Raw genomic sequence first — 24,379 nt, 5'->3', positions numbered from 1 at the left:
GGCCTAGCGCGCCTTGCGGACTTCGTCGAAAGGGTCGCTTTCGTCGTTGTCCGGCAGGATTTTATTGCACACAGCGCTGCTGCGATTTTCGCATTTATCATCACCCGCACTACGTATCGTAATGGCGGTCCAGACTGATGCGATGCCCCACATTCCCACGCCCAGAAGTATGGTATTTATACTGGGCCCCATCAGGTTGGTCGGGCCACCCAGCAAGCCATAAATTATACTGGTAATACTGGCCAGCCAGAACACTCCGATAGGGGCCGCGCAACAACCGGCGCAACCAAACCGGCAGGCGGCAAACGGGGGAATCAAAAGAGTCAGTACAGCTCGCTTCATACGCACATCCCGAAACATATTAATGTATGCCCTGTGTGTATATCACACATCAGGATGAGGGGTAAAGCCTGGTTTCGTGCTTTACGGGTGCGTCGTGCGGTTAATCATCCCGGGAGTTGTCCCGGAAGAGAAGAACTTGCGCTTTTTTCGGCTCCGGTCGCGTTCCAGGTTCGAGACTCATCGCGCGTTCGTAGGCTGCCAGTGTGCTGTCGTGGGTCGATGTCGAGCTATCCTGATCCGATGATGCTTCCATGCTGCTCAACAGTTTCCGCCCAATCAGCTTTAATGCTTTATCGCTAATTTTCATCATGCGGGAATCTGGTGGATATCCTGTTGTACAGTTTTATTGTGCTTATATGAGTGGTCAACAACACTGTCGCCACTGAAAAATGTAGCGGCGAAAAAGCAGGCTTCTTGAACTTCCTGCGGGGGTGACAGGCGGGTTTTGTGACAGGTTCAGCTTTTCAGCGCATCGGTGAGGTGAGGGCGTATTTCTCTCAGCATGGCCGGGAACAGTTTTGGTGTAGCAGCAACGATATTACCGCTTTCAAGATGGGAGTGACCGCCGGCAAGGTCACCTATCAGGCCGCCAGCCTCACGCACCAGAAGAATCCCGGCAGCAATGTCCCAGGGATTCAATCCGATTTCCCAGAAGCCATCGAAGCGTCCGGCGGCTACATAGGCGAGGTCCAGCGCAGCTGAGCCTGGTCGGCGAATACCGGCGACATCGGTGATCATGGCGCGGAACATGCCGAGATAGGCATCGAGGTGCTGCATGTCCTTGTAGGGGAAACCGGTACCGAGCAACGCCCCTTCAAGACCTTTCTGGTTAGTGACACGAATGCGACGGTTGTCCAGGAAGGCGCCACCACCACGGCTTGCGGTAAACAGTTCCTGGCGCATCGGGTCGTAGATCACGGCCTGCTCAAGTTTCCCCTTGTGCTGAAGCGCAATGGAAACAGCAAACTGCGGAAAGCTGTGCAGGAAGTTGGTGGTACCGTCGAGCGGGTCAATAATCCATTGATACTCGTCCTTGCCCGGATGCTGGCCACTTTCTTCCGCCAGTATGCCGTGGCCGGGGAAGGACTTGCGGATAACCGCAATGATTTCGTCTTCTGCCTGACGGTCCACTTCAGAGACGTAATCGTTGCGATCCTTGCTGGTGACGGTCAGCCGGTCAAGGTGATTCAGGTGTTTGACGATAATGTCGCCGGCATTGCGTGCGGCGGTTACTGCAATGTTCAGCATGGGATTCATAGGGGCTACCGGCTTTCTGACGTCAAACGGCAGGCGATTGTACCGGGTTGGCGCCGGGCTGTGAATCGTTGTGCGAGGCTATTTGTGCTGGCGCTGGTATTCCTTGCGCAGGCGGCGGCGCTCCTGTGGGGACAGTTGTTCGTATTCGTGCTGTTTCTGTTCGATCTTGCGGCGTTTTTCCGGGGGTAACTGCTGATAACGCCGGGCGCCTTCACGAATGCGCTGCTGGCGGCCTGTGTCGAAGTCATTCCAGCGACCCCGGTAATCCCGCAGCGCTTCCTGTTCTTCCTTGCTCAGTGATTGCCAGGGAATATGCCCGTTTGCAGCCAGGTAGAGGCGTTCCGGGTTGATAGAGGCGTGCGCTGCACCACCCAGCAGCAGGGCGCCGAGGGTTATGGCAAGCGATAATTTATGTCTGTCAGTCATGGCTGGATTCAGGTGCTGGAGTCACTGTTTTCCTTATGGTCGGCCAGCCACAGGTAGAAGTCCAGGTCTTCGTACAGGACCGGGCCGGTTTCCTGCGGGTTCTGTGCCACGCGAATGTCCGGTGGGGTGTCCTGCAGTGAGGGTTTTACCAGCACTACGGCAACCAGCGCCAGTGCAGCGGCCACGGCGAAGGGTAACAGGCGATGGCGGGAAGAGCGGGCTTGCAGGGCCTGCTGGCGAATCTGGTCCAGTTGCACAGCGGGTGTATCGACGGGCAGTCTGCCCGGCAGCAAATGGCCAGCCAGGTCGTAAAGCTTGCGACAGGTTGTACAGTTATCGAGGTGTGCCTCGACATCCGCTTTCAGCTCCGGGTTATCATCGAGCAGGCCTGCGCGCAGGCTGTCGAGTTGTTCGCTGTCCGGGTGTTTTTCATGCATGTTCATGTTCCCATACCTCTGCAAGTGACTTGCGCATGGCGCGCAGGGCGCGGAAGTGGTGTTGTTTGATGCTGTTTTCAGAGATACCCAGCGTCTCGGCGGTTTCGCGGATGCTTAATCCCAGTTGCTCGCGCAGCAGGAAAACCTGTCGCTGGCGTTCCGCCAGTTTGCGCAGGGCTAATTCGATTTTTCCCTTCAGCTCACCATCCGTGGCACCGGCCTCCGGTTGGCTGAAGCCGTCTTCATGTGCAGGTTGCGGGAGTTCATTCTCCAGCATGCCGGTATCCTCATTATCACGTGAATACCCCAGTCCGGTGAGTGATAGTAACTTGCGGGTCGTGTTGCCCAGCAAGCGCTTTCGGCGCTGGTCATTGATCTTGCTGTTGAGGACAGTACGGAACAGTGCAGGCCACTCTTTTTCCGGTTTGTCGCGGTAGTATTCGACAAAGCGCAGCATACTGTCCTGTACCACGTCGAGCGAAACCTCGCGCTCCCACAAAGCGCCATAGGCGACGTGATAGGCCCGACTCTGTACCCCGGCAAGGAAATCGTTCAGCGATGTCTGGACAGACACGGGTTTGCACGCAGGAATGCCTGCCTCCAGTGGGTTCAAGGACAACTGCTCCAGTGTCTGTCCAGCATACAGGTTTACCGGCGGCTCAGTAACGGGCGGTAACAGCATAACCGGAGTGGCGGCGTCGGTCGTTATGGTCATCATGTTTGCGTGAATGGTGATTGTCACGGTTACGGTATTTACGATAGTGGTGGCGATTCCCGTAGGAATCATGGTCATCATCCCTGTGATGACGCCTTTTATGCCGGTTGTCCCTGTATATGTGTTTTTCCACGTAGCGGTCAACGTATACCGGCTGGCGACGGTAAATCTTGCAGGCTCGCCCTGCAGGCCGGTAGCTGTCGTGGTAGGCAAAGCTGGCACGGGGCGTGGCATAGCCACTTGAAATGGTAACGCTGAAGCTGCTGTCGGCCTGGCTGGCCCCGCTCAGGGTCAGTCCGGACAGGCCCAGCAGCAGGGCGGGAATGGTGCGTGTGATCAGGTTCATGGTGTCATCCTCCAGGGGTTCCTGATAGACGACTAACGCAGTGGACCCGATAAGGTTAACGCGGGTTTTCCGCTGATCCTATGGCTTCTCCCATGCGCAGCGGCGCTTCTGCAGCAAACATGGACTGCCAGCGTACGGCATGTTCCCCGAACAGTACGATGACAGTGGACCCCATATTGAAACGCCCCATCTCACTGCCGCGTTGCAGGATGATATCGCTATCGGTGAAGTCGCGGGCCTCAATCTGCCGGCGGTGCGGGGGTGTGACCAGTCCTGCCCAGACAGTTTCAATGGCGGCTACATTGATGGCGCCAACCAGCACCATGGCCATCGGTCCGGCGCAGGTATCGAACAGGGCCACCAGGCGCTCATTTCGTGCGAACAGTCGCGGAATAACGCGCGTGGTATGGGGTGCAACACTGAACAGGCGGCCGGGTACGTAGATTGTCCTGCGCAGCTTGCCTTCCAGCGGCATGTGTACCCGATGGTAGTCACGAGGCGACAGGTACACGGTAATGAAACTGCCATTGCGAAACAGACCGGCGTCTTGTGTATCACCGCCCAGCAGTTCCGTAACGCTGAAGCTGTGTCCCTTGGCCTGGAACACAGTGTCATCGTCAATGTCACCGATCTGGCTGATATGTCCGTCCGCGGGGCTCACAACCGTGCAGGCATCACCTTCAATGGGACGTGTGCCAGGCGCCAGTTCGCGGGTGAAGAAGGCATTGAAATGCTCGAAGTCTTGCGCCTGGCGATACAGGGATTCATCCAGGTTTACGTCGTATTGATGGGTGAACCAGTGAATAAAGGCGTTTTTGAACCAGCGGGTACGGAGTCGCGTCAGGCGCAATGTCAGCCTGGAAATGGCGTGATGGGGCAGCAGGTAGAGCGGCAGTGACTTGAGGTAGTCCTGCCAGGATGCAGTCGGTACGGCTGGCATGCGTATCAGGGGGCCTTGACCGGTACCGTGATGCGCCGTCTTGATTCATCCTCAAACAGCAGATCCAGTTCGACCCGGTCGCCGGCAACCAGGCGTGGTTCAGGAGCGGGCATCATCAGGTGGAGTCCACCGGGCTCAAAACAGACGCGCTTCCCTGCTGCTATCACTACCTTGTCCTGGTGCAGCATGCGCGCCATACCCTTCACGGTTTCGGTGCGGTGCATCATAATAAATTCGAACTGCGGACTTTCTACGCCAACCAGCGTGACAGGGGCGTCAGCGTTATTTTCGAGGCACAGGTAGCCCGCCATCATTGGTGCCCCGGGCGGGGCCTCACGAATCCAGGCATGGTCAATCTCAAGACTGTCGGCTGCACTCGCCATTACTGCCCACAGGGCAAGGCAAACAGACAGCATCCATTTGCCCGGAGCGCTTTCTCTGCCGGCAGTTGCGGGATTCAGTTCTCGTTTCATCGGCTTGCCTCATACCAGTTACGGATGGCCACAAAGTCTGCAGCGATCTTTTGCGGATCGTGTGGCACGTTGAACAGTGCCTGGTAGTGGCCTTCCGGGTTAAACAGGATAATCGCTGCGCTGTGGTCGACCAGGTAGTCCTTGTCGGTTTCGCCAGGTGAGCGCCCGTAGAGGATCCCGAGCTGACGCGTCAGGCGCTTCAGTTCGGCGTCTTCACCGGTTACGCCGACAAAGGCCGGGTGAAAGTAGGCAACATAGCTTGCCAGCACTTCTGGCGTGTCGCGTGCCGGGTCCACGCTGACAAACAGGACCCGTGGCAGCGGCGTCACACCATCGGCTTCAAGCAGCGTCTCAACCCGTTTCAGCATGCCAAGGGCATTGGGGCAGACATCCGGGCAGTGTGTATAGCCAAAAAAGGCAAAACTCCACTGACCACGCAAAGAGTCCCGGGTAAACGGAGCATTGTGGTGGTCGACCAGCGTGAAAGGCACCACTTCGCGGGGCGTGGGCAGCAGCGTACCACCCGCCAGCTGAGGGGGTTCGGGCGAGCTGCAGGACGTCAGCAACCATAGAGCGGCCAGTACCGGTATAATGCGCCCCGCGACACGGGTCGTGATATTTGAATTTAACATGGGCGCGTATTATTCCACTGACGCGGCCGCGACGGTAGGGATCATTTTGCATGGCCGATCAGGCAGAGCTACAAACCATCCGTGACCTGGTGCGCTGGGGTGCGAGCCGTTTCCGTGAAAACGGTCTGGTATTTGGTCATGGCACTGACAATGCCTTCGATGAGGCGCTGGTACTGGTCAGCCACGCACTGCATCTGCCGGTGGGTTTTCCGGAGCATTACCTGGGCGCCAATGTGACCACAGCTGAACGCAGTGTGGTACTGGATTTGCTGGGCCAGCGTATTGAAACACGCAGGCCGGCAGCCTACCTGACCGGGGAAGCGTGGTTTGCAGGTCTGCCATTTTATGTCGATGAGCGGGTGCTGGTGCCACGTTCGCCAATGGCTGAGTGGATCGAGCGGGGTTTTACCCCCTGGCTGGAGCCGGACAATGTCGAGCGGGTGCTGGATCTGTGTACCGGCAGTGGTTGTATCGCCGTCGCCTGTGCCGTCCATTTTGACAATGCCGAGGTCGATGCCGTGGATATTTCGCCGGAGGCGCTGGCGGTGGCGAAGCGCAACGTGGAGCGGCATGGTCTGGAGGACTGGGTCAGGCTTGTCGAGTCCGACCTGTTCGATGCGCTGGAACCGGCACGCTATCAGTTGATTATCAGCAACCCGCCCTATGTGCCTGATGAAGAAATGCAGGCCTTGCCCGAGGAATATCATCACGAGCCGGAACTGGGCCTGCGGGCCGAACAGGCGGGACTGGCCATTGTGGTGCGCATTCTGGCGCAGGCGGCTGACTGGCTGGCGGATGACGGCATACTGGTAGTCGAGGTTGGCAACAGTCAGGATATGTTGATGGAATGTTTTCCCGACGTGCCTTTTACCTGGCTCGACTTTGAGCGCGGTGGTCACGGTGTGTTCCTGCTTGATGCGGGCCAGACGCGTGAATTCCAGGGAGTATTTCGAAGTATTCTATGTAGTTAGTAGCGAATATTAATCCATATTAGAAAGAACGAAAACAGCACACCCGTACGTTGACCCGGTCGAGCAGGCCTTGTTTGAAATCGAGGAGCTTCGCGCCGCAACAGAATACGTTATGAATTCGCCGGGTGCGGCCAGCGGGTTTCTGGAGGAGCTGGAGCGTGATGAGCGTTCTCTTGACCGAGGTCAAGGTGGCTGATGGGCCACCAGCCTAGACTCCGCCTCAATACAGGGGAGAAGAGCATGCAGCAGACGGTCGATTTCGACGCTGATCTGATACGGCGCTATGCCGGTAGTGGTCCGCGCTATACATCCTACCCGACTGCCATGGAATTCAGGCCGGAAGTGGGTTCGGCCGAGCACCAGCACTGGGTACATGCCAGTAACGAAACTGGGCGGCCCCTGTCGCTATACGTGCATATCCCGTTCTGTGCCCATGTCTGCTATTACTGCGCCTGCAACAAGATTGTCACCGCCGACCGCAGCCGGGCCCGCAACTATCTTGATTACCTGTACCGGGAAATTCGCCTGCAGGCGTCGCTGGTTGATCCGGACCGCCGTGTGGAGCAGCTGCATTTCGGTGGGGGTACGCCAACCTTCCTCAGCGAACAGGAACTCTGCGAGTTAATGGCTGTGCTGCGTGAGAATTTTCACCTTGCCGAAGACGACAGTGGTGAATATTCCATTGAGATTGATCCGCGCGAACTGCGCAAGGATACGCTGGGCGTTTTGCGTGAACTGGGTTTCAACCGGCTCAGCCTGGGGGTGCAGGACATCAACCCGGCTGTGCAGAAAGCCGTGCACCGGGAACAGCCGCTGGACGAAACACTGGCCGTCCTCGACGAGGCGCGTCGGCTGGGATTTCGTTCCACCAACATGGACCTGATGTATGGCTTGCCGTTACAGACCGTGGACAGTTTTTCGGCCACACTGGAAGCCGTGATTGCTGCACGGCCTGAACGTTTGTCCGTGTTTAACTACGCCCATCTGCCAGAGCGCTTCAAGCCGCAACGGCGTATCAATACCGAAGACCTGCCGGATTCCGATGAGAAGCTGGCCATCCTGGCGCTGACTATCGAGCGATTGACAGACGCCGGTTACCAGTACATCGGTATGGATCACTTCGCGTTACGCGACGATGAACTGGCCCAGGCGCAACGTAGCGGCAGTCTGCACAGGAACTTCCAGGGTTACTCGACACACGCTGAATCAGATCTTGTCGCCATGGGCGTCAGTGCAATCAGTTCGATGCCGGGCGGTTATACCCAGAACCATACCGATGTGCGTGATTATTACCGCGACCTGGATGAAGCACGCCTGCCGGTCGCGCGCGGCGTGGCGATAGACGACGACGATCGTTTGCGGGCAGAAGTGATCCAGCAGCTGATTTGCCACGGCAGTCTGAATATCCGGCGGGTGGAAAGCGAGTTTGCCGTCCATTTTGATGATTATTTTGCCGCTGAGCTGCAACAGTTACAGCAAATGCAGGCTGATGGTTTGCTGGAAGTCGATGAGCGATACATCCACATCAGCGAACGCGGCCGTCTGCTGATTCGAAATATCTGCAAGGTGTTCGATCGTTATCGTGCGGACCAGGAAGTACGTTTCTCGAAGCTGATTTAGCCCCCCGTCATTGCGAATGACACGGTGAATCAGTGCCTTCCTGGCAAGAGAGATGTGTCAATCCTTGTGGCGGTAGATCAGGCCGGGTTCTACCAGAACTTCATTTTCACTCAGGCGATCGAGCGGGAATTCGTCGTCTTCATACTGTGCGATGCGGTCGAACACATAGGGTTCGTTCTGTAATTCAATGGATTCAAAAATCGGCTTGCCAAAATAGGTGCCGATGGCGTTTCCCCGGTGGCTCACTGTGATCCCCTTGTCTGGTCGGATTGATTGAAGGTTACGGGTTTAATAACGGCGTAACGCCCGGCGCCTTTAACCATGCTGGTTTCAGGTCTACCCGCAGGCAATTCCCCTGCGCCTAAAGTCCTGTACAATAAGCCCCCATGTCGGGAAACAGCATTGGAAAACTCTTTACCGTCACCGGTTTCGGTGAAAGTCACGGGCCGGCCATCGGCTGCATCGTGGACGGTTGCCCGCCCGGTATGGAGCTGTCCGAGGCCGACCTGCAGGATGACCTGGATCGCCGTAAACCCGGTACCTCACGCCATACCACCCAGCGCCGCGAGGCTGACGAGGTGCATATCCTTTCGGGTGTATTCGAGGGTAAAACCACCGGTGCGCCCATTGGTTTGATCATTCACAACACCGACCAGCGTTCCAAGGACTACTCGACCATCATGGATCGTTTCCGTCCCGGCCATGCGGACTACACCTATCAGCAGAAATTCGGTATCCGCGACTACCGGGGTGGTGGTCGTTCATCGGCGCGTGAAACGGCTATGCGCGTCGCAGCGGGTGCCGTTGCAAAAAAATATCTCAGGCAGTCCTGCGGCATCGAGATCCGTGGCTACCTGGCCCAGCTTGGTCCCATTGCACTTGAGTTGAAAGACTGGGACGCAGTGGGCCAGAACCCGTTCTTCTGTCCCGACCCTGGCAAGGTGCCAGAACTGGAAACCTACATGGATGCGTTGCGCAAGGCAGGTGACTCGGTCGGTGCACGGGTAAATGTGGTCGCGACCGGGATGATTCCCGGTCTGGGTGAGCCGATTTTTGATCGCCTGGATGCCGAGATTGCACACGCTATGGTCAGTATCAATGCAGTCAAGGGTGTCGAAATCGGGGCCGGTTTTGACAGTGTGGCGCAAAAGGGTACGGAACACCGTGACGAGATGACCCCGCAGGGCTTTCTCAGTAATCACGCGGGCGGTGTGCTGGGTGGTATTTCCTCCGGGCAGGACATTCTGGTCAGCATTGCATTGAAGCCGACCTCGAGCCTGCGCCTGCCCGGGCGTACGGTTGATATTCACGGTAACCCGGTTGAAGTCATCACCACCGGACGCCATGACCCCTGTGTCGGCATTCGTGCGACACCAATTGCCGAAGCCATGCTGGCAATTGTGCTGATGGATCATTTGCTGCGCCACCGGGCGCAGAACGCAGACGTTCAGTCCGCAACCCCTGTGATCCCCGCAGCCCCCGAGTGATCATTGCGGCAGTTCGGTTTGCCTGACGTCATGTACTGGCGACTTTCCGGTTTCTACTTTTTCTATTTTGCCTCCCTTGGCGCATTGATTCCGTACTGGGGCCTGTATCTCAAGTCGCAGGGATTCAACGCGGTTGAGATCGGTGAGTTGATCGCTATTATTATGGCGACCAAAATCATTGCGCCCAATATCTGGGGCTGGATTGCCGATCACACCGGCCGGCGCATGAGGATTATCCGCATTGCCAGCCTGCTGGCGGCGTTGTCTTTCTGCGGTGTCTTTATTGCGCACGGCTACTGGTGGCTGGCACTGGTGATGGGTGTGTTCAGTTTTTTCTGGAACGCCGCACTACCACAGTTCGAGGCGACCACGCTCAGCCACCTGGGGGATGAAACACACCGCTACAGCAGCATCCGTCTGTGGGGTTCGATCGGCTTCATCGTTTCTGTCGCAGGGCTTGGCGCCGTGCTGGATTTTACCGGTACCGGCTTGCTGCCTGAGGTGCTTGTGCTGCTGTTTGCCGCGATCTGGTTCAGCAGCCTGGCCGTGCCTGAACGCGCGGCAGGACAGCAGGCAATGGGCCACGAACCGATCCTGACGGTATTGCGAAGACCGGCGGTTATTTCTTTATTGCTGGTGTGTTTCCTGATCCAGGCCAGCCACGGACCTTATTACACCTTCTACAGCCTCTATCTCACAGATCATGGTTACAGCGAGTCAGCCATCGGCCAGCTGTGGGCACTTGGCGTGGTTGCAGAGATCGGAGTGTTTCTGCGCATGCATCACTGGTTGCCGCGATTCGGTGCGCGCCGCCTGCTGCTGGCGGCAACACTGTTGACGGCGCTGCGCTGGTTATTACTGGCCCTGTTTGTCGATCAACCCGGCATTATGATATTCGTACAGACCCTGCATGCGGCCAGTTTTGGTGTGTATCATGCGGTAGCGATTCACCTGGTGCATCGTCAGTTCGTCGGTCGCCATCAGGGGCGTGGGCAGGCCCTGTACAGTAGTCTGAGTTTCGGTGCAGGAGGAGCAATCGGCAGCTTGCTGGCCGGTTATGTCTGGGAAGGTTTTGGTGCACAGTGGATGTATGCCGGCGCTGCACTGACAGCATTACTTGCCGGCATCGTCGCCTGGCGTGGCATTCGTGAGGAGACTATGTCTGTTGCACCTTAACCGCCCCGTCACTTCGTTCCTCGCAATGACGGGGCGACCGGATTTTACCTTGTCTGTGGGGAAGGAGGGGAAATGTTCAGAAGGGTACTGTTATTGCTGTTTCTGCCGATCCAGGCGCAGGCTGGTGGGCTGCAGGTATCCGGCTTCCTGGCTGGCGAGGCAATCGGATTTGTATCCAATGCCGCCTACCCCGATCAGTTCGATGGCGTGCAGGCCGCGCTGATCGGGCAGCCGGAGTTCCGTTTCGAAACCGGTGACCGGCGCAACCAGTATGCTTTCATCCCCTTTGCCCACCTCGACAGCCAGGACCAGCGGCGCACACGTGCTGACCTGCGTGAAGCCTGGTGGCTGCATATCACCGATAAATGGGAATTGCTGGCAGGTGTGAACCGGGTGTTCTGGGGTGTAACAGAGTCCAATCACCTGGTCGATATCATTAACCAGACAGACCAGGTCGGCAATATCGACGGCGAAGACAAGCTGGGTCAGCCGATGTTGCAGCTGTCGTTCCAGCGCGACTGGGGTGATCTGGCGCTATACGTCCTGCCAGGCTTCAGGGAGCGCACCTTTCCCGGCAAGCAAGGGCGCCTGCGCTTCCCACTGGTTATTGACGGGGAGGCGCGTTACAGCAACAGTCAGGAACAGCGGCACGTCGACGTGGCAGCGCGTTACTCACACTATATCGGCGACTGGGATTTTGGTCTGTCGATCTTTCACGGTACCGGGCGTGAACCACGCTTTGTTCCTGATGCGACTTTCACCCGTTTCTTTGCGGTCTACGACATCATCGATCAGGCCAGCGTGGATATCCAGTACACACACGACAGCTGGTTATGGAAATTCGAAGGCCTGTGGCGCTCGCAAAACGGCAATCACTTTGTTGCCGCGGTCGGTGGTTTTGAGTACACGCTGTACCAGATTGTGGGCAGCAGTGCCGATCTTGGTCTGCTACTGGAAGTGTCGCGCGATGGCCGCGACGATGATTTCACCGTGTCACCGCCAACAGTACTGGACGATGATATCTTTGCCGGGGCCCGGCTGGCACTGAATGATACCCAGAGCAGCGAGCTACTTGCCGGAGTGATCGTCGATCGCAATGATCGTGCATACCAGTTGTCGGTGGAAGCCGAGCGTCGTCTGGGTGATCGCTGGAAACTGGAGCTGGAAAGCCGCTGGTTCCTGAATACACGTAAAAGTCCCGTATTGTCCGCGTTCAAACAGGACAGTCACGTGACCTTTAGATTGTCGAGATATTTCTAGCCGGCGCGATGCAGGGTGAAGGTGAAAACCGTATTGCCCGCAGCCGATTCGGCTCGAATGGTTCCCTTGTGCCGGTGTAAAATACGTTCCACGGTGGCAAGCCCGATGCCGGTGCCTTCGAATTCATCGCTGTGGTGCAGTCGTTGAAATACCCCGAACATCTTGTCAGCAAAGCGCATATCGAATCCTGCTCCATTGTCCCTGATGTAAAAACTGCCGGGTTCTCCTTCCACTTCACCAAACTCTATGCGGGGCGATGCAGATTTACCCGTATACTTCCAGGCATTATCGATCAGGTTCTGCAGTGCAACGCGTAGTAATCCCGGGTCACCATCGACTTTTGATGTCGGCTTGATCTGTATCTCGATGTCACGATCTGGCTGCTGCTGGCGTAGTCCAGCAACGATTTCCGTGGCCATCGCAGAGAGGTCGACAGGTTTATGTTGCATAGTGTGACGGCTGACCCGGGACAGTGCCAGCAGGTCAGAAATCAGCTGATCCATATGGAAGGTGCTGTCACGGATACGTTGCAGGGCGTGCCGGCCTTCAGCATCAATAGACGATGCATGATCTTCCAGTAAAATCTGGCTGTAGCCAGCCATGGCGCGTAGCGGTGCGCGAAGATCATGCGATACAGAATAACTGAATGATTCCAGTTCCAGGTTGGATTGACGCAATTCGCTGGTGCGTTCTTCCACCCGCTCGCGCAGGCGTTGTTCCTCGTTCTGCAGCTCCGTGTACGCAGCGCCAAGGCGATCCAGCATATCGCTGTACTCGCGCGCCAGCGCACCAATCTCATCTGTTCGTTGCAGTAATTTCCTGTCCAGCTGCGTGGTATGCGCGGCGTCCAGTGATACGTTTGTGATAGAGGTGGCAAGCTCGCTCAACGGGCGGGTATGCCGACGGATGATAAGCAGGGCTGCCCCGAGCAGCAGCAACAGGAACAGGGCCACGATTCCCAGTATTCTGGTCGTTGTTTCACTGTCCAGCAGGTCGCTGCGATTCACATAATAGGCAATGTGGGCATCAGCCAGATGTTTGTTTCCGATATTGACCGGGTAGACGACTTCCTGCACCGGTTGATCTTTAAACATTGTCTGGAAGCTGTCAGGCCCGGTTTCGATACGCTTGTCAGTATCGATACGGTGTCCGATTCTGTCGAGTTGGGTATGCGTCAGGATCAGGCCGTCAGGCCGGGAAAGAAAAGCGTAGGCATAATTGTTGTCCGGCAGAACAGATGACACCCAGCGCTCCATCAGCTCGTAGTCATCCGCCGCCAGGGCATCAACACTGCCTTCAGCGAGTGTGCGGGCCAGCGTGCGGGTAACCATCAGGCGTTCGTTTTCAAGGCGCTTTGTCGCATCTGACAGCAGCATGTAGCCGAGGGTCAGCATGGCGACAGCGAGCAGCACGCCAAGGCTGATGGCCAACCGTGTATACAGGCCCCAGCGCATGATCAGGGTTTCAGGCCGGCCTGCTCCAGCAGTTTCCGGGTCAGGTCTTCCATGGCCGGGTCATAGGGAAGGAAGCGTTTGATCTTCATGGTAGTCATCCCGGTCAGCACACCAAATCCTTCAGGGTCATCCTGCATGTTTACAACGATATTTCGGAAACGCTCCACCAGCTTCGGGTCAAGGTCCGCGCGGGCGGCGATCAGGTTTTCCGGGTATTCATCACTCACGGCAATAATTTTCAGTTCTCCCGTATCGACCTTTTCGCCCATCAGGCGGAAATTCACGCCGCACATGCTGGCGGCACCGGTTTCATTCAACAGGACCTTGTGGATCGATGTCGATAGATTTTTGGTGAAGGTTTCATCGACCTCATCACCGCTTTTGACGCCGTGCGAGCGCAGGTAGGCGCGTGGTGCCAGGTAGCCTCCTGCACCCATCGGGCTGATAAAGGCGATCTGTTTTCCTTTCAGGCCGCTGATGCTGGATATTCCGCTGTCACCCCGAACGAAAATCTCGCTGCGGCTGGTCTTTTTACCATCGATGTTCTGCATTTGCGCAACGCCGATAGCGTGCCCGGCCTGTTTGAGCCGGTAGAACACATGCGAGTTGATATAGAAAAATTCGACCTGTCGGTTCGCGACGGCTTTTTTCATGCGGCCAAAACCACGGGGAACAACAATCTTGACAGGTTTCCCCAGTTTCTCGCCCAGGTAGTCCGCAAAGGGTTGCCATTTTGCGAGTATGCGAGCTGGCGGAGCAATAGATAGCACGCCAAAATGGATGGTTTCGACAGCGTTTGTATCACTCCTGGCCGGGTAGGGAAGTAGCAGGGATAACAGTGCGACGAGAATCAGCGGGTGAAACACATCGGCAATGCTGTCCGCTGGTCTACGGAGTGCCAGCTGGCAGGCTTTAATTATCATTGGGAAAGTATAGCGGGATTTCGCTGTCTCGGCGAAGAAGGTCGCTGAGTGGGACTTTAACCAGCGCTCAGTTGTTCTCAGCCCTTGCCTTTTTCGTGGTGACCACCAAACTGGAAACGCATGGCGGAAAGGATCTTGTCGGCAAAATCCGCTTCACCACGCGAGCTGAAGCGGTTGTACAGCGCCGTAGTCAGTAATGGTGCAGGTGCACCGATTTCAATGGCTGCGATGCTGGTCCAGCGGCCTTCCCCGGAATCGGATACCTGGCCGCTGAAGTCGCCCAGCTCGGCATCGTCACGCAAGGCGGTGGCGGTAAGATCCAGTAACCACGAAGAGATCACGCTGCCACGTCGCCATAGTTCGGCGACTTCGGGCAGATCAATATCGTACTGGTATTCCTCCGGGTTGCGCAGCGGTGAAGTCTCGGCGTCCGAGTCCTGGCTTTGTTTGCCGATACCGGCGTGTTTGAGAATGTTGAAGCCTTCCGCGTAGGCAGCCATCAGGCCGTACTCGATACCGTTGTGAACCATTTTCACAAAATGTCCGGCACCGGCGGGGCCACAGTGCAGGTAACCCAGTTCAGAGGTCGATCGCTCGCCCTCACGTCCAGCCGTGCGTTCAATATCACCGGTACCGGGCGCCAGTGTGGCGAATAGCGGGTTAATATGTTTTACCGCGCCGTCATTACCGCCGATCATCAGGCAGTAGCCGCGCTCCAGGCCCCAGACACCGCCACTGGTACCGACATCGAGATAGTGAATGCCTTTTTTACCCAGGCGGCGGGCACGGACAATGTCGTCCTTGTACCAGGAATTGCCGCCATCGATCACAATGTCGCCGGCATCCAGTCGAGTTTCCAGTATATCGATCTGCTGGCCGACCGCAGCAGCCGGCACCATCAGCCAGACGACACGCGGGCTGTCGAGTTTTGACAGGAAATCGTCAAGGTTTTCTGAACCAATGGCGCCTTCGCTAACCATCTGCTCCACGGGGCCGTGACTTCGATTATGCACTACACACGAGTGTCCGTCCCTGATCAGGCGCCTGACCATATTGGCGCCCATACGTCCGAGCCCGATCATTCCCATCTGCATGATGATTTTCCTTTGTCGCGGTTCATGTAAGACGACATGATACCCTATCAGCGCATAAAGGCCTTGCGGATCCAGTAGTCCATACTGAAATAACGCCCGCCACCGATAAAGAACAGCACCAGCAGCATGATGAAATAGGTGACGGCAAATTCAATACCGTTATTCAGTACCACGAAATTACCGTACTCGGTCAGCCAGTCGTAATTCCCGTACTGCTGGAGGATTTCCTTGGCACGGTCCAGACGCTCGATGGCGGCCATGGTGCGTTCGGTAGCGAACGGCCCGCTGCCTTCGGCAATCGCCAGCCAACCATTGGGCAGGTGGACAGTAACGATCGCCACGACCATGGTGACCATCAACGGAATGGAAATCCAGCGCACCGCAAAACCGACCAGCAGCATAATGGCGCCGGCAGTTTCGGTCAGTGCGGCAGCCCAGGCCATGACTTCCGGGAAGGGCAGGCCGAGGCCCCATTCCGTGTTACCGAACCAGGCAATGATGCTGTCCATATCCGCAAGTTTCTTGGTGCCGGCCATCCAGAAGATGGGTACCAGGTAAAGACGCAATGCGAGTGGCCCGAGGAAGTCAAAGGCACGGGTCTTGTCTAACAGGCGCTGGAGCTGAACGAGCAGATACATGGTTGGTTCTCCGGTCGATAGGTTGCGGCGACTTCAGACCACCCCGATGAGTGGGTGTTCCGCCAGGTTAGAAAAATACGTTATATGTTTGTGCTATTCGGCACATTAACGCCGAGTACAATGTCGCGCTGCCGCCAGGCTTCCAGTATTTGCCTGCCGCCTTCGATAACAACTTCCGGTTTCGGGTGCTTCAGTTCAGCAGCGATTTTCTCCAGAGTCTCGCGACCGGTCAATGAATCATCTTCCTGAAGCAGAGAGAACAAACGCGCGCTGATCGCATTGAGTTCAATAAAGTTCACTTCATCAGTCTTGTCCCGGTACACCATGAGGTATACCGGCTGTTCAGCGGGTGTCTCCGGCTGAAAGGACTCTGCAATCTGGTGTACCGGGTAGTGGTAACTCAGGGGCCACGCCAGGCTGGAAAGCACCGGTGTGCCTTCCAGAAGGTCGCCATCAGGATCATTGACCTGTACAGGATCTTCTTCGGCAATCGACAATGCCAGCTCGACCCACTCGTAGTGGGCCAGCTCGCGCAGGAACGGGAAATCATTTTCGTGCGCGCCTCGTTCCTGCTCGAGGTAGGCAAGAAACTCGCGGGAGATTTCCATGAACAGCGGCGAGTGACAGTGATGGCGGGCGAAAAAGTCTCGTACCATGGCGTGCCAGCTTGTGTCGTCCATAAGCTCGCGCAATACCGGGAAGCCGCCGGAGAGGAATCCTTCCACGTTGTTGTAGAAGAGGTCGCGGTAGATTGCCATGCGCCGGTCTTCGATATCGTCCGGTGCAGGGTTTCTGTCGGGTTGGCGAATATGTGCTGCGAAGGCGTACTGCTGTTGCCTGAAGCCTTGTCTAGCCATGTGTTTTGCTTGGCGTGTTTGCCTGTTGTCGCCACTGTTCCTGCATGGCCGCAATACGTTCAACTTCGGTCAGCAATTCAGGTAACGGGGGAATATTGAAATCCCTCTCAAGCAGTGTTGGTACCGGCCCGAAGTGGGCATAAGCCTTGTCGAGCAGGCTCCACACCGGGTCGATAATGTCGGCGCCATGAGTGTCGACAACGAGATCGTCGGCCTCTTCGTAATGACCGGCGACGTGAAAATACACCACTCGTTCAGCGGGCAGTGCCATCAGGAATTTTTCCGCATCATAGCGGTGGTTGATACTGTTGACATAAATATTGTTTACGTCGAGAAGCAGATCGCAGTCGGCCTCTTCGAGGACGGCAGTGATGAAATCAATTTCCTCCATCTCCTTGCCGGGTGCTGCGTAATAGGACACATTTTCCATGGCGATACGTCGCTCGAGAATGTCCTGGGTACGGCGGATGCGTTCAGCTACGTAATATACAGCTTCTTCAGTGAACGGGATGGGCATCAGGTCATAGAGGTGACCGTCGTCGCTGCAGTAGCTCAGGTGTTCGGTATAGGCACGAATCCGGTGTTCATCCAGGAATCGCTTTACACGGTAGAGAAAAGTTTCGTCCAGTGGTGACGGGCTGCCAATGGAAAGTGACAGTCCGTGACAAACGAAAGGGTAGCGCTCGGTGAAAGCGCGGAACTGTTTGCCCCAGCGGCCACCCATGCCGATCCAGTTCTCCGGGGCGACTTCATAGAAGCCGACCTGTTCGGGGGGGTGGTCTGTCAGCGGACCCATCAGGGTCCGCCGCAGGCCCAGTCCTGCTCCGTTAACCGGGTAGCGGGACATTTTCATGGTAGATACGGCTTACTTGCTGCCGCCGCACTTGCCTTCTTTCATTTTGTCGGCTTTTTCGTGGCCTTTCATCATGCCTTCACCACACTTGCCTTCGCCACACTTGCCTTCCTTCATACTTTTGGCCTTGTTAGCGCCGCATTTTGCTTCACCGCACTTGCCTTCTTTTTCCATTTTTTCTTTGGTTTTTTTCATGCCTTCGCCGCACTTGCCTTCTTTCATTTTCTCGGCGCCTTCCTTCATGCTGCCGCCGCACTTGCCTTCTTTCATTTTCTCGGCGCCTTCCTTCATGCTGCCGCCGCATTTGCCTTCTTTCATGTCACTGTCAGCAACCATGTAGCCGCTGGGCAGTTCGGTCATACCAAAAGGATTTTCGGCCGCATTGGCAACGGAAGCACCTGCCAGTGAGGTAACAAAGGCTGCACCCATTGCAAGGGCCAGGGGTTTCATTGAAGTGGATTTTGACATTGTGTTATGCCTCCTTAAGGCTTTTAACATATAACGGCGTCCGTCGGGCCGCCGTGGTTGGACTGGCAGTCTCGGTGCCATCTGTGATTACAAGCAACAGCCGGTACGACCAGTGGGTAGTGAAAAAGTTTCAGAATAGCCATCTGACAGAATTTCAGGTTAACGTTCCTTCTGCAGGGACTGCAGGCAGTCCAGGTAGTGCGCTTCGTCCGGCGCGGTTCCGTTTTTTTGTGCCTGCCAGATCATTTCGGCCAGGCATTCCATCATTTTGTGTTCCAGTTCATGGGCCTCGGGGCACTGATCGAGCAGTTGCCGGTAGAGACTTTTAATCCCTGCCGGGCGGTCGGTATCGATCTGTTCACGTAGACCCAGGTGCATCCCCATGTGCAGAAAAGGGTTGGTTTCACCCAGTTCCGGCAGATAGTCCTGGCCAAGGGCCTGTTCCGGGTTTTCCAGTAAAGGCTGGTATTCCGGATGCTGTTCGATCACATTTATGATCTGGGCCTGCAGGGGGTCCAGTGGCATACCCTTGCAGCGGGCTTGCCATGCTTTGCAGTAATAGCCACGCAGCTGGTCCCGGTCTTGTCCAAACAGCATATCCGCTTCCACCGTGAATCGGGGTGAGAGAGTACTCAGTTCATTGATCGCGTTGCAAGTTTTACCTGTCGCCAATTGGCGTCAGTTTTCTGTTTTGTCGCGGTATTCGCACAGGTCTTCGATGATACAGCTGCCACAACGGGGTTTGCGGGCTATACAGGTGTAGCGACCGTGCAGGATAAGCCAGTGGTGGGCATCCTGTTTGAATTCGTCCGGCACAAACTTGTTGAGCTTGCGCTCCACCTCATTAACATGCTTGCCCGGCGCGATACCGGTGCGGTTGGAAACACGGAAAATGTGTGTATCGACCGCAATGGTGGGGTGGCCGAAGGCTGTATTGAGAATAACATTGGCGGTTTTACGACCGACACCGGGCAGGGCTTCCAGCGACTCGCGGTCTTCAGGCACTTTGCCGCCATGTTTTTCCACCAGTAACTTGCAGGTCTTTATGATGTTACTGGCTTTGGTGTTGTACAGTCCGATGGTCTTGATGTGTTGCTTCAGCCCTTCCTCGCCGAGTTTGAGCATGGCCTGCGGCGTCTTCACTTTTTTAAACAGTTTTTCCGTAGCCTTGTTGACGCCGACATCAGTGGACTGTGCCGACAGTGCTACGGCTACCAGTAACTGGAAGGGGTTACCGTAACGAAGTTCGGTCGTGGGTTGAGGATTTTCATTGCGCAGTCGGGCGAAGATTTCTGCACGCTTTTTTTTGTTCATTCAGTGACTGGCTTGTGCGACCGGGGTGGTAACAGTGATCGTTGCAGAACGTGTTTGTGCACGTTTGTCGATAATGTTTTTCAGGGCAATCAGCAGACCGAGCCCGATGAAGGCGCCCGGTGGCAGTACAGCGAGCAGGAACCCGTCATAGTGTTCAGAAAACACGATAGTGATATCGGGCAGCAGGTCCCCGAACATCCGGTGTGCATGCGAAAACAGTGTGCCGTGGCCGATTATCTCGCGCAGCGAGCCAAGCGTGACCAGTACCAGCATGAAGCCAAAGCCCATGCTAAAGCCGTCGAGAAAAGACTGGCTGACAGTGTGCTTGGATGCAAATGCCTCGGCGCGCCCGATAATGGAACAGTTGGTGACAATCAGCGGAATGAAAATCCCCAATACCTTGTACAAGTCATACATGAAGGCACTCATCAGCAGTTCGATAACGGTAACGATAGAAGCGATGATCAGTACAAAGACGGGGATACGCACCTCGGGACGTACCAGTGAGCGTATGGCCGATACCGTGACATTGGATGCCACAAGGGTTACCAGTGTCGCCAGCCCCAGTCCAAGACCATTGATAAAGGTGCCGGTTACAGCAAGCAACGGGCACAGGCCAAGGAGTTGTACCAGGCCAACGTTGTTGTCCCACAAACCGTCACGAATAATGGTGCGCTTGTCAGTCATTTTCCAGTTGTGTCCCCGGGGTGTTCTTCAAACAGCTCGTGTCCGTGTATCTGGTAGTATAACAGAGCATTGCGCACCGCTTTCACGACAGCGCGAGGGGTTATGGTGGCGCCGGTAAACTGGTCGAATTGACCACCATCGCGCTTTACTTTCCAGCCCTCCTTGCCAGGGTTTTCGAGTGATTTTCCGTTAAACCCCAGTATCCAGTCCGAGTTCGAGGTCTCGATGCCGTCACCCAGGCCCGGAGTTTCGCGATGCTGCACCACGCGCACACCGGCCAGTGTGCCATCCAGCTTGATGGCGACCAGCAGGCGGATATTGCCGTTGTATCCGTCCGGTGCAACAGGTGCCAGTACGGCAGCAACCGGCCAGCCGTTTTTGCGTGCGCGATAGACGGGCACCGGCTTGGCGGTACCCAGCAAATCCTTGTGACGTACATAGAGAATGTCGTGGAAAATATCGTTGTCGTAGCGATCAGTCGGGATCAGTTCATTCAGACTTTTCAGCAGTGCACGGCGCTCATTGTCATGTATAAGTTCGACAGTATTCTCGTGAGTGTATGCCACCAGTCCACTGCCGACCACGGCAAACAGAAACAGGAACAGTGACGATACCAGGACCGGTCGATAACTCATGCTTCAGTCGTCCTGTTCCTCGCGCTGACCGAATACGCGCGGCTTTGTATAGTAATCGATGGTAGGTGCTGCCATGTTCATCAGCAGTACGGCAAAGGCAATACCGTCCGGGTAACCACCCCAGGTACGTATGATATATACCAGTATGCCGATGCCGGCGCCGTAGTAGAGGCGCCCGCGCGGTGTGGTGGCGGCTGACACCGGGTCGGTCGCAATAAAAAAGGCACCGATCATGGTGGCACCGCTGAACAGGTGAAACAGGGGCGAACCATAGCTGTCGGCATCGGCAAAATAGAACATCAGCGAAATTACGAACAGGCCACCCAGCATCCCGGCCGGTATATGCCACTGGATAGCGCGTTGTTTCCAGAGCCACAGGCCGCCCAGCAGGAAAGCCAGGTTAACCCATTCCCAGCCGTAGCCACCGTAATGGCCAAAACGGGGGTCGCTGAGAATTTCATCCCAGGTCAGGTTCAGGCCGCTCTGTGTTTTTGATTCATCCAGTGGCGTGGCCATGGTGATACTGTCAAGCGTTTCACCATCCGGTGGCTTTCCGGAAAAGACCAACTGTAGCGTCTCGGTGAATCCAGGTCCTTCCTGGCCGATACCGGTTGGTGGTGACCAGAGGGTCATTTGCAAGGGAAAGGAAATAATCAGAACGACAAATCCGATCATTGCCGGGTTGAACGGATTGTAACCGAGCCCGCCGTACAATTGTTTGGCGACCACAATGGCAAACAGTGCACCAATCACAGGTATCCACCAGGGCGCCAGTGGCGGCAGCGACAATCCCAGCAACAGTCCGGTCAGGGCCGCGCTGCCATCCAGCAGGGCAGGTCGTACCGGCTTGCCGCGTAACTGCAATACGGCGGCTTCGGCCAGTAAGGCCGTTGAAGTTGTAATCAGTAAATTAAAAATAATACCCCAGCCAAAAAACCAGGACAGCACCAGTGCGCCCGGGATCAGTGCCAGCATGACCCTGACCATGAGCCGTGACACGTCATTGGATACGGGAAGGTAAGGCGAGCTGCGAGTCGGGAATTCCATGCGTTCAGGCTCCGTCGGGCTTGCTGCTGCTGCGGCGTTGCTCGACTTCGTCGATCTTCACCCGTTGTTCGGGTGTGAGGTTATCGGTGTTACGCGGCGCAACATCGCTGCTCTCGGTTTTCTTTGCTTTCACGCGCGCCAGTGCAGCTGCAATTTCGGATTTCTTGGCATCGGCGTTGCCGACTTTGGGTTTTTTGTCCAGCGACTTGCGGGCGCGGGCGCGGCGTTCTTCCAGGGCTCTCTTTTCACGTTCCAGTCGTTCCAGACGTGCTTCGTGACGCCGGCGGGCCAGGTCAGACTTTTCACGCTCGCGTTCCATGTCCCAGATTTCGGTTTTTGCAAAACGGTAGTACTGCACCAGCGGAATGTGGCTGGGGCAAACCTGGGCGCAACACCCGCACTCGATACAGTCGAACAGGTTATAGTCCTGGATTTTTTCCATGTCACGCGCAAAGGCGTACCAGTACAACTGCTGTGGCAACAGGCTGGCCGGGCAGACGTCGGTGCACTGAGCGCAACGGATACACGGACTGGCCGGCGGTGGATCCGGTAATTCTTTTGTGTTGGCGGCAAGAATACAATTGCTGGTCTTGATGACGGGAACCGAGTCATTGCGCAGGGCAAAGCCCATCATTGGTCCGCCGAGTAACAGGCGTGCGGCATCATCAGTGTAGCCGCCGCATTGTTCGACCAGTGAGGCAATTGGTGTGCCGATACGCACATCGAGGTTACAGGGTTGATGGATCCCTGCGCCTGTAACGGTGACAATGCGGGATATCAGCGGCTCGCCGTTGTTTATTGCGCGCGCAATCGCAGCCGCTGTGCCAACGTTATGGCAGACCACGCCGATATCAATCGGCAAACCCTGGCTTGGAACTTCCTCGCCGGTCAGTGCATAGATCAGTTGTTTTTCGCCGCCAGCCGGGTAGCGGGCCGGCACCGGGGTAATACGGATTTCCTTTTCATCGAGTCGCGTCAGTTCTTTTTGCAGGCAGTCGATGGCATTGGGCATGTTGTCTTCAATGCCGATTACCACCTGTTTTGCGTGCAGCGCATGCCGCATGATACGAATGCCTTCGATAATGTCATTTGGCCGACAGCACATCAGCGCTTCGTCACAACTGATGTAGGGTTCGCATTCGGCGCCATTGATGACCAGTAAATCGACAACGTGGTCTGGCCCGGGGTTGAGTTTCACGGCTGTCGGGAAACCGGCGCCACCCAGCCCGACGATGCCGGCGTCGCGAACCCGTTGACGAATATCAGCGGGGTCAGACTGAAAGACATTTTCCATTTTCAAACCACTGTCCGCGACGCGATCCTCACCATCACTGTCGATTACAATACAGGTTGCAGACAGTCCTGATGGATGAGGTACCGGGTAGTCACCAATGTCGCTGATGACTCCGGAGGTCGGGGCATGAACCGGCGCAGAGATATAGCCCAGAGAGCGGGCAATCAATTGACCGCGCAAAACCCGGTTACCGGTTTTAACAACCGCTTCCGCCGGTTCGCCAATGTTCTGGCTGAGGGGGACGTACAGGCGGCGGGGTATGAGAGCGGGTTTCAGCGGTCCGGTGAGTGACTGCGCTTTTTCCGCGGACAGATGCAGACCTCCGTGGAAGGTCGCAGGTTTTTCGAGCAGCGTGGCCATGTACAGCCGCATTGTACAGGGTTGGCGCTGAAAAATACTGTGGTAATCGTGACGTGTTTGATTGTGATCAAACGCCTGGCCGTGTTGCAGGGTATTACCGGGCCACAACTATCCCGTGCTGGCAATTTCCGGCTGGTCCGGTTCCGGGTAGGGCCATTTCCACTGACTGATATCCTTTTTCACCGGTACCATTTCGATGCAGTCAACGGGACAGGGTGGCAGGCACAACTCACAACCAGTGCATTCATCGGCAATAACCGTGTGCATCTGCTTGGCTGCACCGAGAATGGCATCTACCGGACAGGCCTGAATACACAGTGTGCAACCGATACAGGTTTGTTCGTCGATGACGGCAACCCTCTTTTCCGTATGCTCGCCGTGCTCTTCATTAAGCGGCTTTGGGTCGACGCCGAGTAAATCGGCAAGTGCCTGGATTGTCGCTTCGCCACCGGGTGGACACTGGTTGATATCGGCCTCACCCGCCGCGATGGCTTCCGCATAGGGTCGGCAGCCAGGATAAGTGCATTGGCCGCACTGGGTCTGGGGCAACAGCGCGTCGATCTGGTCAACAATGGGGTCCGACTCGACCTTGAAGCGAATCGCCGAGTAGCCGAGTAGTAGCCCGAACAGGGCTGCCAGCACGCCAATGGCAATCATTGCGGTCAACATGTGT

The 24,379-nt window shown here is 56.2% G+C and carries 30 protein-coding genes; 5 read left to right on the top strand and 25 right to left on the bottom strand.

The features are described from left to right. Positions 1-3 precede the first annotated feature (3 nt). From DFR30_RS10240 to DFR30_RS10200, 10 genes are all read right to left on the bottom strand, one after another. Positions 4-342 (bottom strand): hypothetical protein, encoded by a 339-nt coding sequence (locus DFR30_RS10240; protein ID WP_132972910.1) that lies wholly within the window; start codon positions 340-342, stop codon positions 4-6. Between the two features lie 100 nt (positions 343-442). Continuing rightward, entirely contained in the window at positions 443-652 is a 210-nt protein-coding gene (locus DFR30_RS10235; RefSeq protein ID WP_132972908.1) for a hypothetical protein, read from the bottom strand. Positions 653-798: 146 nt separating this feature from the next. After that, a complete protein-coding gene (gene suhB / locus DFR30_RS10230; protein ID WP_132972906.1) occupies positions 799-1,599 on the bottom strand; it encodes an inositol-1-monophosphatase in 801 nt (266 codons plus the stop codon). A gap of 78 nt (positions 1,600-1,677) precedes the next feature. Further along, positions 1,678-2,025, bottom strand: coding sequence for a DUF3106 domain-containing protein (locus DFR30_RS10225; RefSeq protein WP_132972904.1), 348 nt, complete (start codon positions 2,023-2,025; stop codon positions 1,678-1,680). Between the two features lie 8 nt (positions 2,026-2,033). Beyond that, a complete protein-coding gene (locus tag DFR30_RS10220) occupies positions 2,034-2,468 on the bottom strand; it encodes a hypothetical protein (RefSeq protein ID WP_132972902.1) in 435 nt (144 codons plus the stop codon). Beyond that, positions 2,455-3,075 (bottom strand): sigma-70 family RNA polymerase sigma factor, encoded by a 621-nt coding sequence (locus tag DFR30_RS14330; RefSeq protein WP_165869170.1) that lies wholly within the window; start codon positions 3,073-3,075, stop codon positions 2,455-2,457. Before DFR30_RS14330 ends, DFR30_RS10220 begins: the two co-directional genes overlap by 14 nt. A 46-nt stretch (positions 3,076-3,121) precedes the next feature. Next, on the bottom strand, positions 3,122-3,523 hold the full coding sequence (locus tag DFR30_RS14325) for a hypothetical protein (RefSeq protein ID WP_165869169.1): 402 nt from the start codon (positions 3,521-3,523) through the stop codon (positions 3,122-3,124). Positions 3,524-3,578: 55 nt separating this feature from the next. Continuing rightward, positions 3,579-4,463, bottom strand: a complete 885-nt coding sequence (gene asd, locus DFR30_RS10210) for an archaetidylserine decarboxylase (protein ID WP_132972898.1) — start codon at positions 4,461-4,463, stop codon at positions 3,579-3,581. Positions 4,464-4,468: 5 nt separating this feature from the next. Continuing rightward, a complete protein-coding gene (locus tag DFR30_RS10205; protein WP_132972896.1) occupies positions 4,469-4,936 on the bottom strand; it encodes a copper chaperone PCu(A)C in 468 nt (155 codons plus the stop codon). Continuing rightward, complete coding sequence (locus tag DFR30_RS10200) at positions 4,933-5,568, bottom strand: SCO family protein (RefSeq protein ID WP_132972894.1); 636 nt, start codon at positions 5,566-5,568, stop codon at positions 4,933-4,935. Before DFR30_RS10200 ends, DFR30_RS10205 begins: the two co-directional genes overlap by 4 nt. A gap of 50 nt (positions 5,569-5,618) precedes the next feature. Between DFR30_RS10200 and prmB the strand changes: the two genes are divergently transcribed. Both prmB and hemN read left to right on the top strand, forming a co-directional pair. Then, positions 5,619-6,539, top strand: coding sequence for a 50S ribosomal protein L3 N(5)-glutamine methyltransferase (gene prmB, locus DFR30_RS10195; protein ID WP_132972892.1), 921 nt, complete (start codon positions 5,619-5,621; stop codon positions 6,537-6,539). 240 nt (positions 6,540-6,779) lie between these two features. Continuing rightward, entirely contained in the window at positions 6,780-8,159 is a 1,380-nt protein-coding gene (hemN, locus tag DFR30_RS10190; protein WP_132972890.1) for an oxygen-independent coproporphyrinogen III oxidase, read from the top strand. Positions 8,160-8,216: 57 nt separating this feature from the next. Here the strand turns inward: hemN and DFR30_RS10185 are convergent, their stop codons facing one another. After that, positions 8,217-8,405: a hypothetical protein gene (locus tag DFR30_RS10185; protein WP_132972888.1), complete on the bottom strand. Its 189-nt coding sequence runs from the start codon at positions 8,403-8,405 to the stop codon at positions 8,217-8,219. Positions 8,406-8,545: 140 nt separating this feature from the next. Between DFR30_RS10185 and aroC the strand changes: the two genes are divergently transcribed. The 3 genes from aroC to DFR30_RS10170 all read left to right on the top strand — a co-directional run bounded on the left by aroC (position 8,546) and on the right by DFR30_RS10170 (position 12,082). After that, positions 8,546-9,646, top strand: a complete 1,101-nt coding sequence (aroC, locus tag DFR30_RS10180; protein ID WP_132972886.1) for a chorismate synthase — start codon at positions 8,546-8,548, stop codon at positions 9,644-9,646. A gap of 18 nt (positions 9,647-9,664) precedes the next feature. Then, positions 9,665-10,822 (top strand): MFS transporter, encoded by a 1,158-nt coding sequence (locus DFR30_RS10175; RefSeq protein WP_243640723.1) that lies wholly within the window; start codon positions 9,665-9,667, stop codon positions 10,820-10,822. 72 nt (positions 10,823-10,894) lie between these two features. Further along, complete coding sequence (locus DFR30_RS10170) at positions 10,895-12,082, top strand: hypothetical protein (protein WP_132972884.1); 1,188 nt, start codon at positions 10,895-10,897, stop codon at positions 12,080-12,082. On the opposite strand, the gene DFR30_RS10165 is transcribed toward DFR30_RS10170, so the two are convergent. The 14 genes from DFR30_RS10165 to rsxB form a co-directional block, all read right to left on the bottom strand. Next, positions 12,079-13,536, bottom strand: a complete 1,458-nt coding sequence (locus tag DFR30_RS10165; RefSeq protein ID WP_132972882.1) for a sensor histidine kinase — start codon at positions 13,534-13,536, stop codon at positions 12,079-12,081. The two genes, DFR30_RS10170 and DFR30_RS10165, sit on opposite strands and share 4 nt — an antisense overlap. A gap of 2 nt (positions 13,537-13,538) precedes the next feature. Continuing rightward, positions 13,539-14,459 carry a phosphate/phosphite/phosphonate ABC transporter substrate-binding protein gene (locus DFR30_RS10160; protein WP_132972880.1) on the bottom strand — a complete coding sequence of 307 codons (921 nt, stop codon included), beginning with the start codon at positions 14,457-14,459 and terminating at the stop codon, positions 13,539-13,541. A gap of 77 nt (positions 14,460-14,536) precedes the next feature. Next, entirely contained in the window at positions 14,537-15,553 is a 1,017-nt protein-coding gene (gnd, locus tag DFR30_RS10155) for a phosphogluconate dehydrogenase (NAD(+)-dependent, decarboxylating) (RefSeq protein WP_132972878.1), read from the bottom strand. A 47-nt stretch (positions 15,554-15,600) separates the two neighbouring features. Beyond that, complete coding sequence (locus DFR30_RS10150; protein ID WP_132972876.1) at positions 15,601-16,191, bottom strand: HvfX family Cu-binding RiPP maturation protein; 591 nt, start codon at positions 16,189-16,191, stop codon at positions 15,601-15,603. 80 nt (positions 16,192-16,271) lie between these two features. After that, positions 16,272-17,048 (bottom strand): HvfC family RiPP maturation protein, encoded by a 777-nt coding sequence (locus DFR30_RS10145; protein ID WP_132972874.1) that lies wholly within the window; start codon positions 17,046-17,048, stop codon positions 16,272-16,274. Then, the gene (locus tag DFR30_RS10140) at positions 17,041-17,901 is read right to left on the bottom strand and encodes an HvfB family MNIO-type RiPP peptide maturase (protein WP_132972872.1); all 861 of its coding nucleotides are present in this window, start codon (positions 17,899-17,901) and stop codon (positions 17,041-17,043) included. Before DFR30_RS10140 ends, DFR30_RS10145 begins: the two co-directional genes overlap by 8 nt. A 12-nt stretch (positions 17,902-17,913) precedes the next feature. Continuing rightward, on the bottom strand, positions 17,914-18,369 hold the full coding sequence (locus DFR30_RS10135; RefSeq protein WP_132972870.1) for an HvfA family oxazolone/thioamide-modified RiPP metallophore: 456 nt from the start codon (positions 18,367-18,369) through the stop codon (positions 17,914-17,916). 159 nt (positions 18,370-18,528) lie between these two features. Beyond that, on the bottom strand, positions 18,529-18,966 hold the full coding sequence (locus tag DFR30_RS10130) for a DUF1841 family protein (protein WP_243640722.1): 438 nt from the start codon (positions 18,964-18,966) through the stop codon (positions 18,529-18,531). Between the two features lie 81 nt (positions 18,967-19,047). Then, positions 19,048-19,683 carry an endonuclease III gene (gene nth, locus DFR30_RS10125; RefSeq protein WP_132972868.1) on the bottom strand — a complete coding sequence of 212 codons (636 nt, stop codon included), beginning with the start codon at positions 19,681-19,683 and terminating at the stop codon, positions 19,048-19,050. Then, positions 19,684-20,370, bottom strand: coding sequence for an electron transport complex subunit E (locus DFR30_RS10120; RefSeq protein ID WP_132972866.1), 687 nt, complete (start codon positions 20,368-20,370; stop codon positions 19,684-19,686). Further along, on the bottom strand, positions 20,367-21,005 hold the full coding sequence (gene rsxG / locus DFR30_RS10115) for an electron transport complex subunit RsxG (protein WP_132972864.1): 639 nt from the start codon (positions 21,003-21,005) through the stop codon (positions 20,367-20,369). Before rsxG ends, DFR30_RS10120 begins: the two co-directional genes overlap by 4 nt. Positions 21,006-21,008: 3 nt before the next feature. Beyond that, positions 21,009-22,052 (bottom strand): electron transport complex subunit RsxD, encoded by a 1,044-nt coding sequence (gene rsxD / locus DFR30_RS10110; RefSeq protein WP_132972862.1) that lies wholly within the window; start codon positions 22,050-22,052, stop codon positions 21,009-21,011. Between the two features lie 4 nt (positions 22,053-22,056). Beyond that, positions 22,057-23,706 carry an electron transport complex subunit RsxC gene (rsxC, locus tag DFR30_RS10105; protein WP_132972860.1) on the bottom strand — a complete coding sequence of 550 codons (1,650 nt, stop codon included), beginning with the start codon at positions 23,704-23,706 and terminating at the stop codon, positions 22,057-22,059. A 108-nt stretch (positions 23,707-23,814) separates the two neighbouring features. Beyond that, positions 23,815-24,375 carry an electron transport complex subunit RsxB gene (gene rsxB, locus DFR30_RS10100; protein ID WP_132972858.1) on the bottom strand — a complete coding sequence of 187 codons (561 nt, stop codon included), beginning with the start codon at positions 24,373-24,375 and terminating at the stop codon, positions 23,815-23,817. Between the last annotated feature and the right edge of the window lie 4 nt (positions 24,376-24,379).

The sequence above is a fragment of the Thiogranum longum genome (assembly GCF_004339085.1).
GTDB classification, from domain to species: domain Bacteria; phylum Pseudomonadota; class Gammaproteobacteria; order DSM-19610; family DSM-19610; genus Thiogranum; species Thiogranum longum.
The sequence above is the reverse complement of the archived record's forward strand: the minus strand, read 5'-3'. Positions and strand labels throughout refer to the sequence as shown.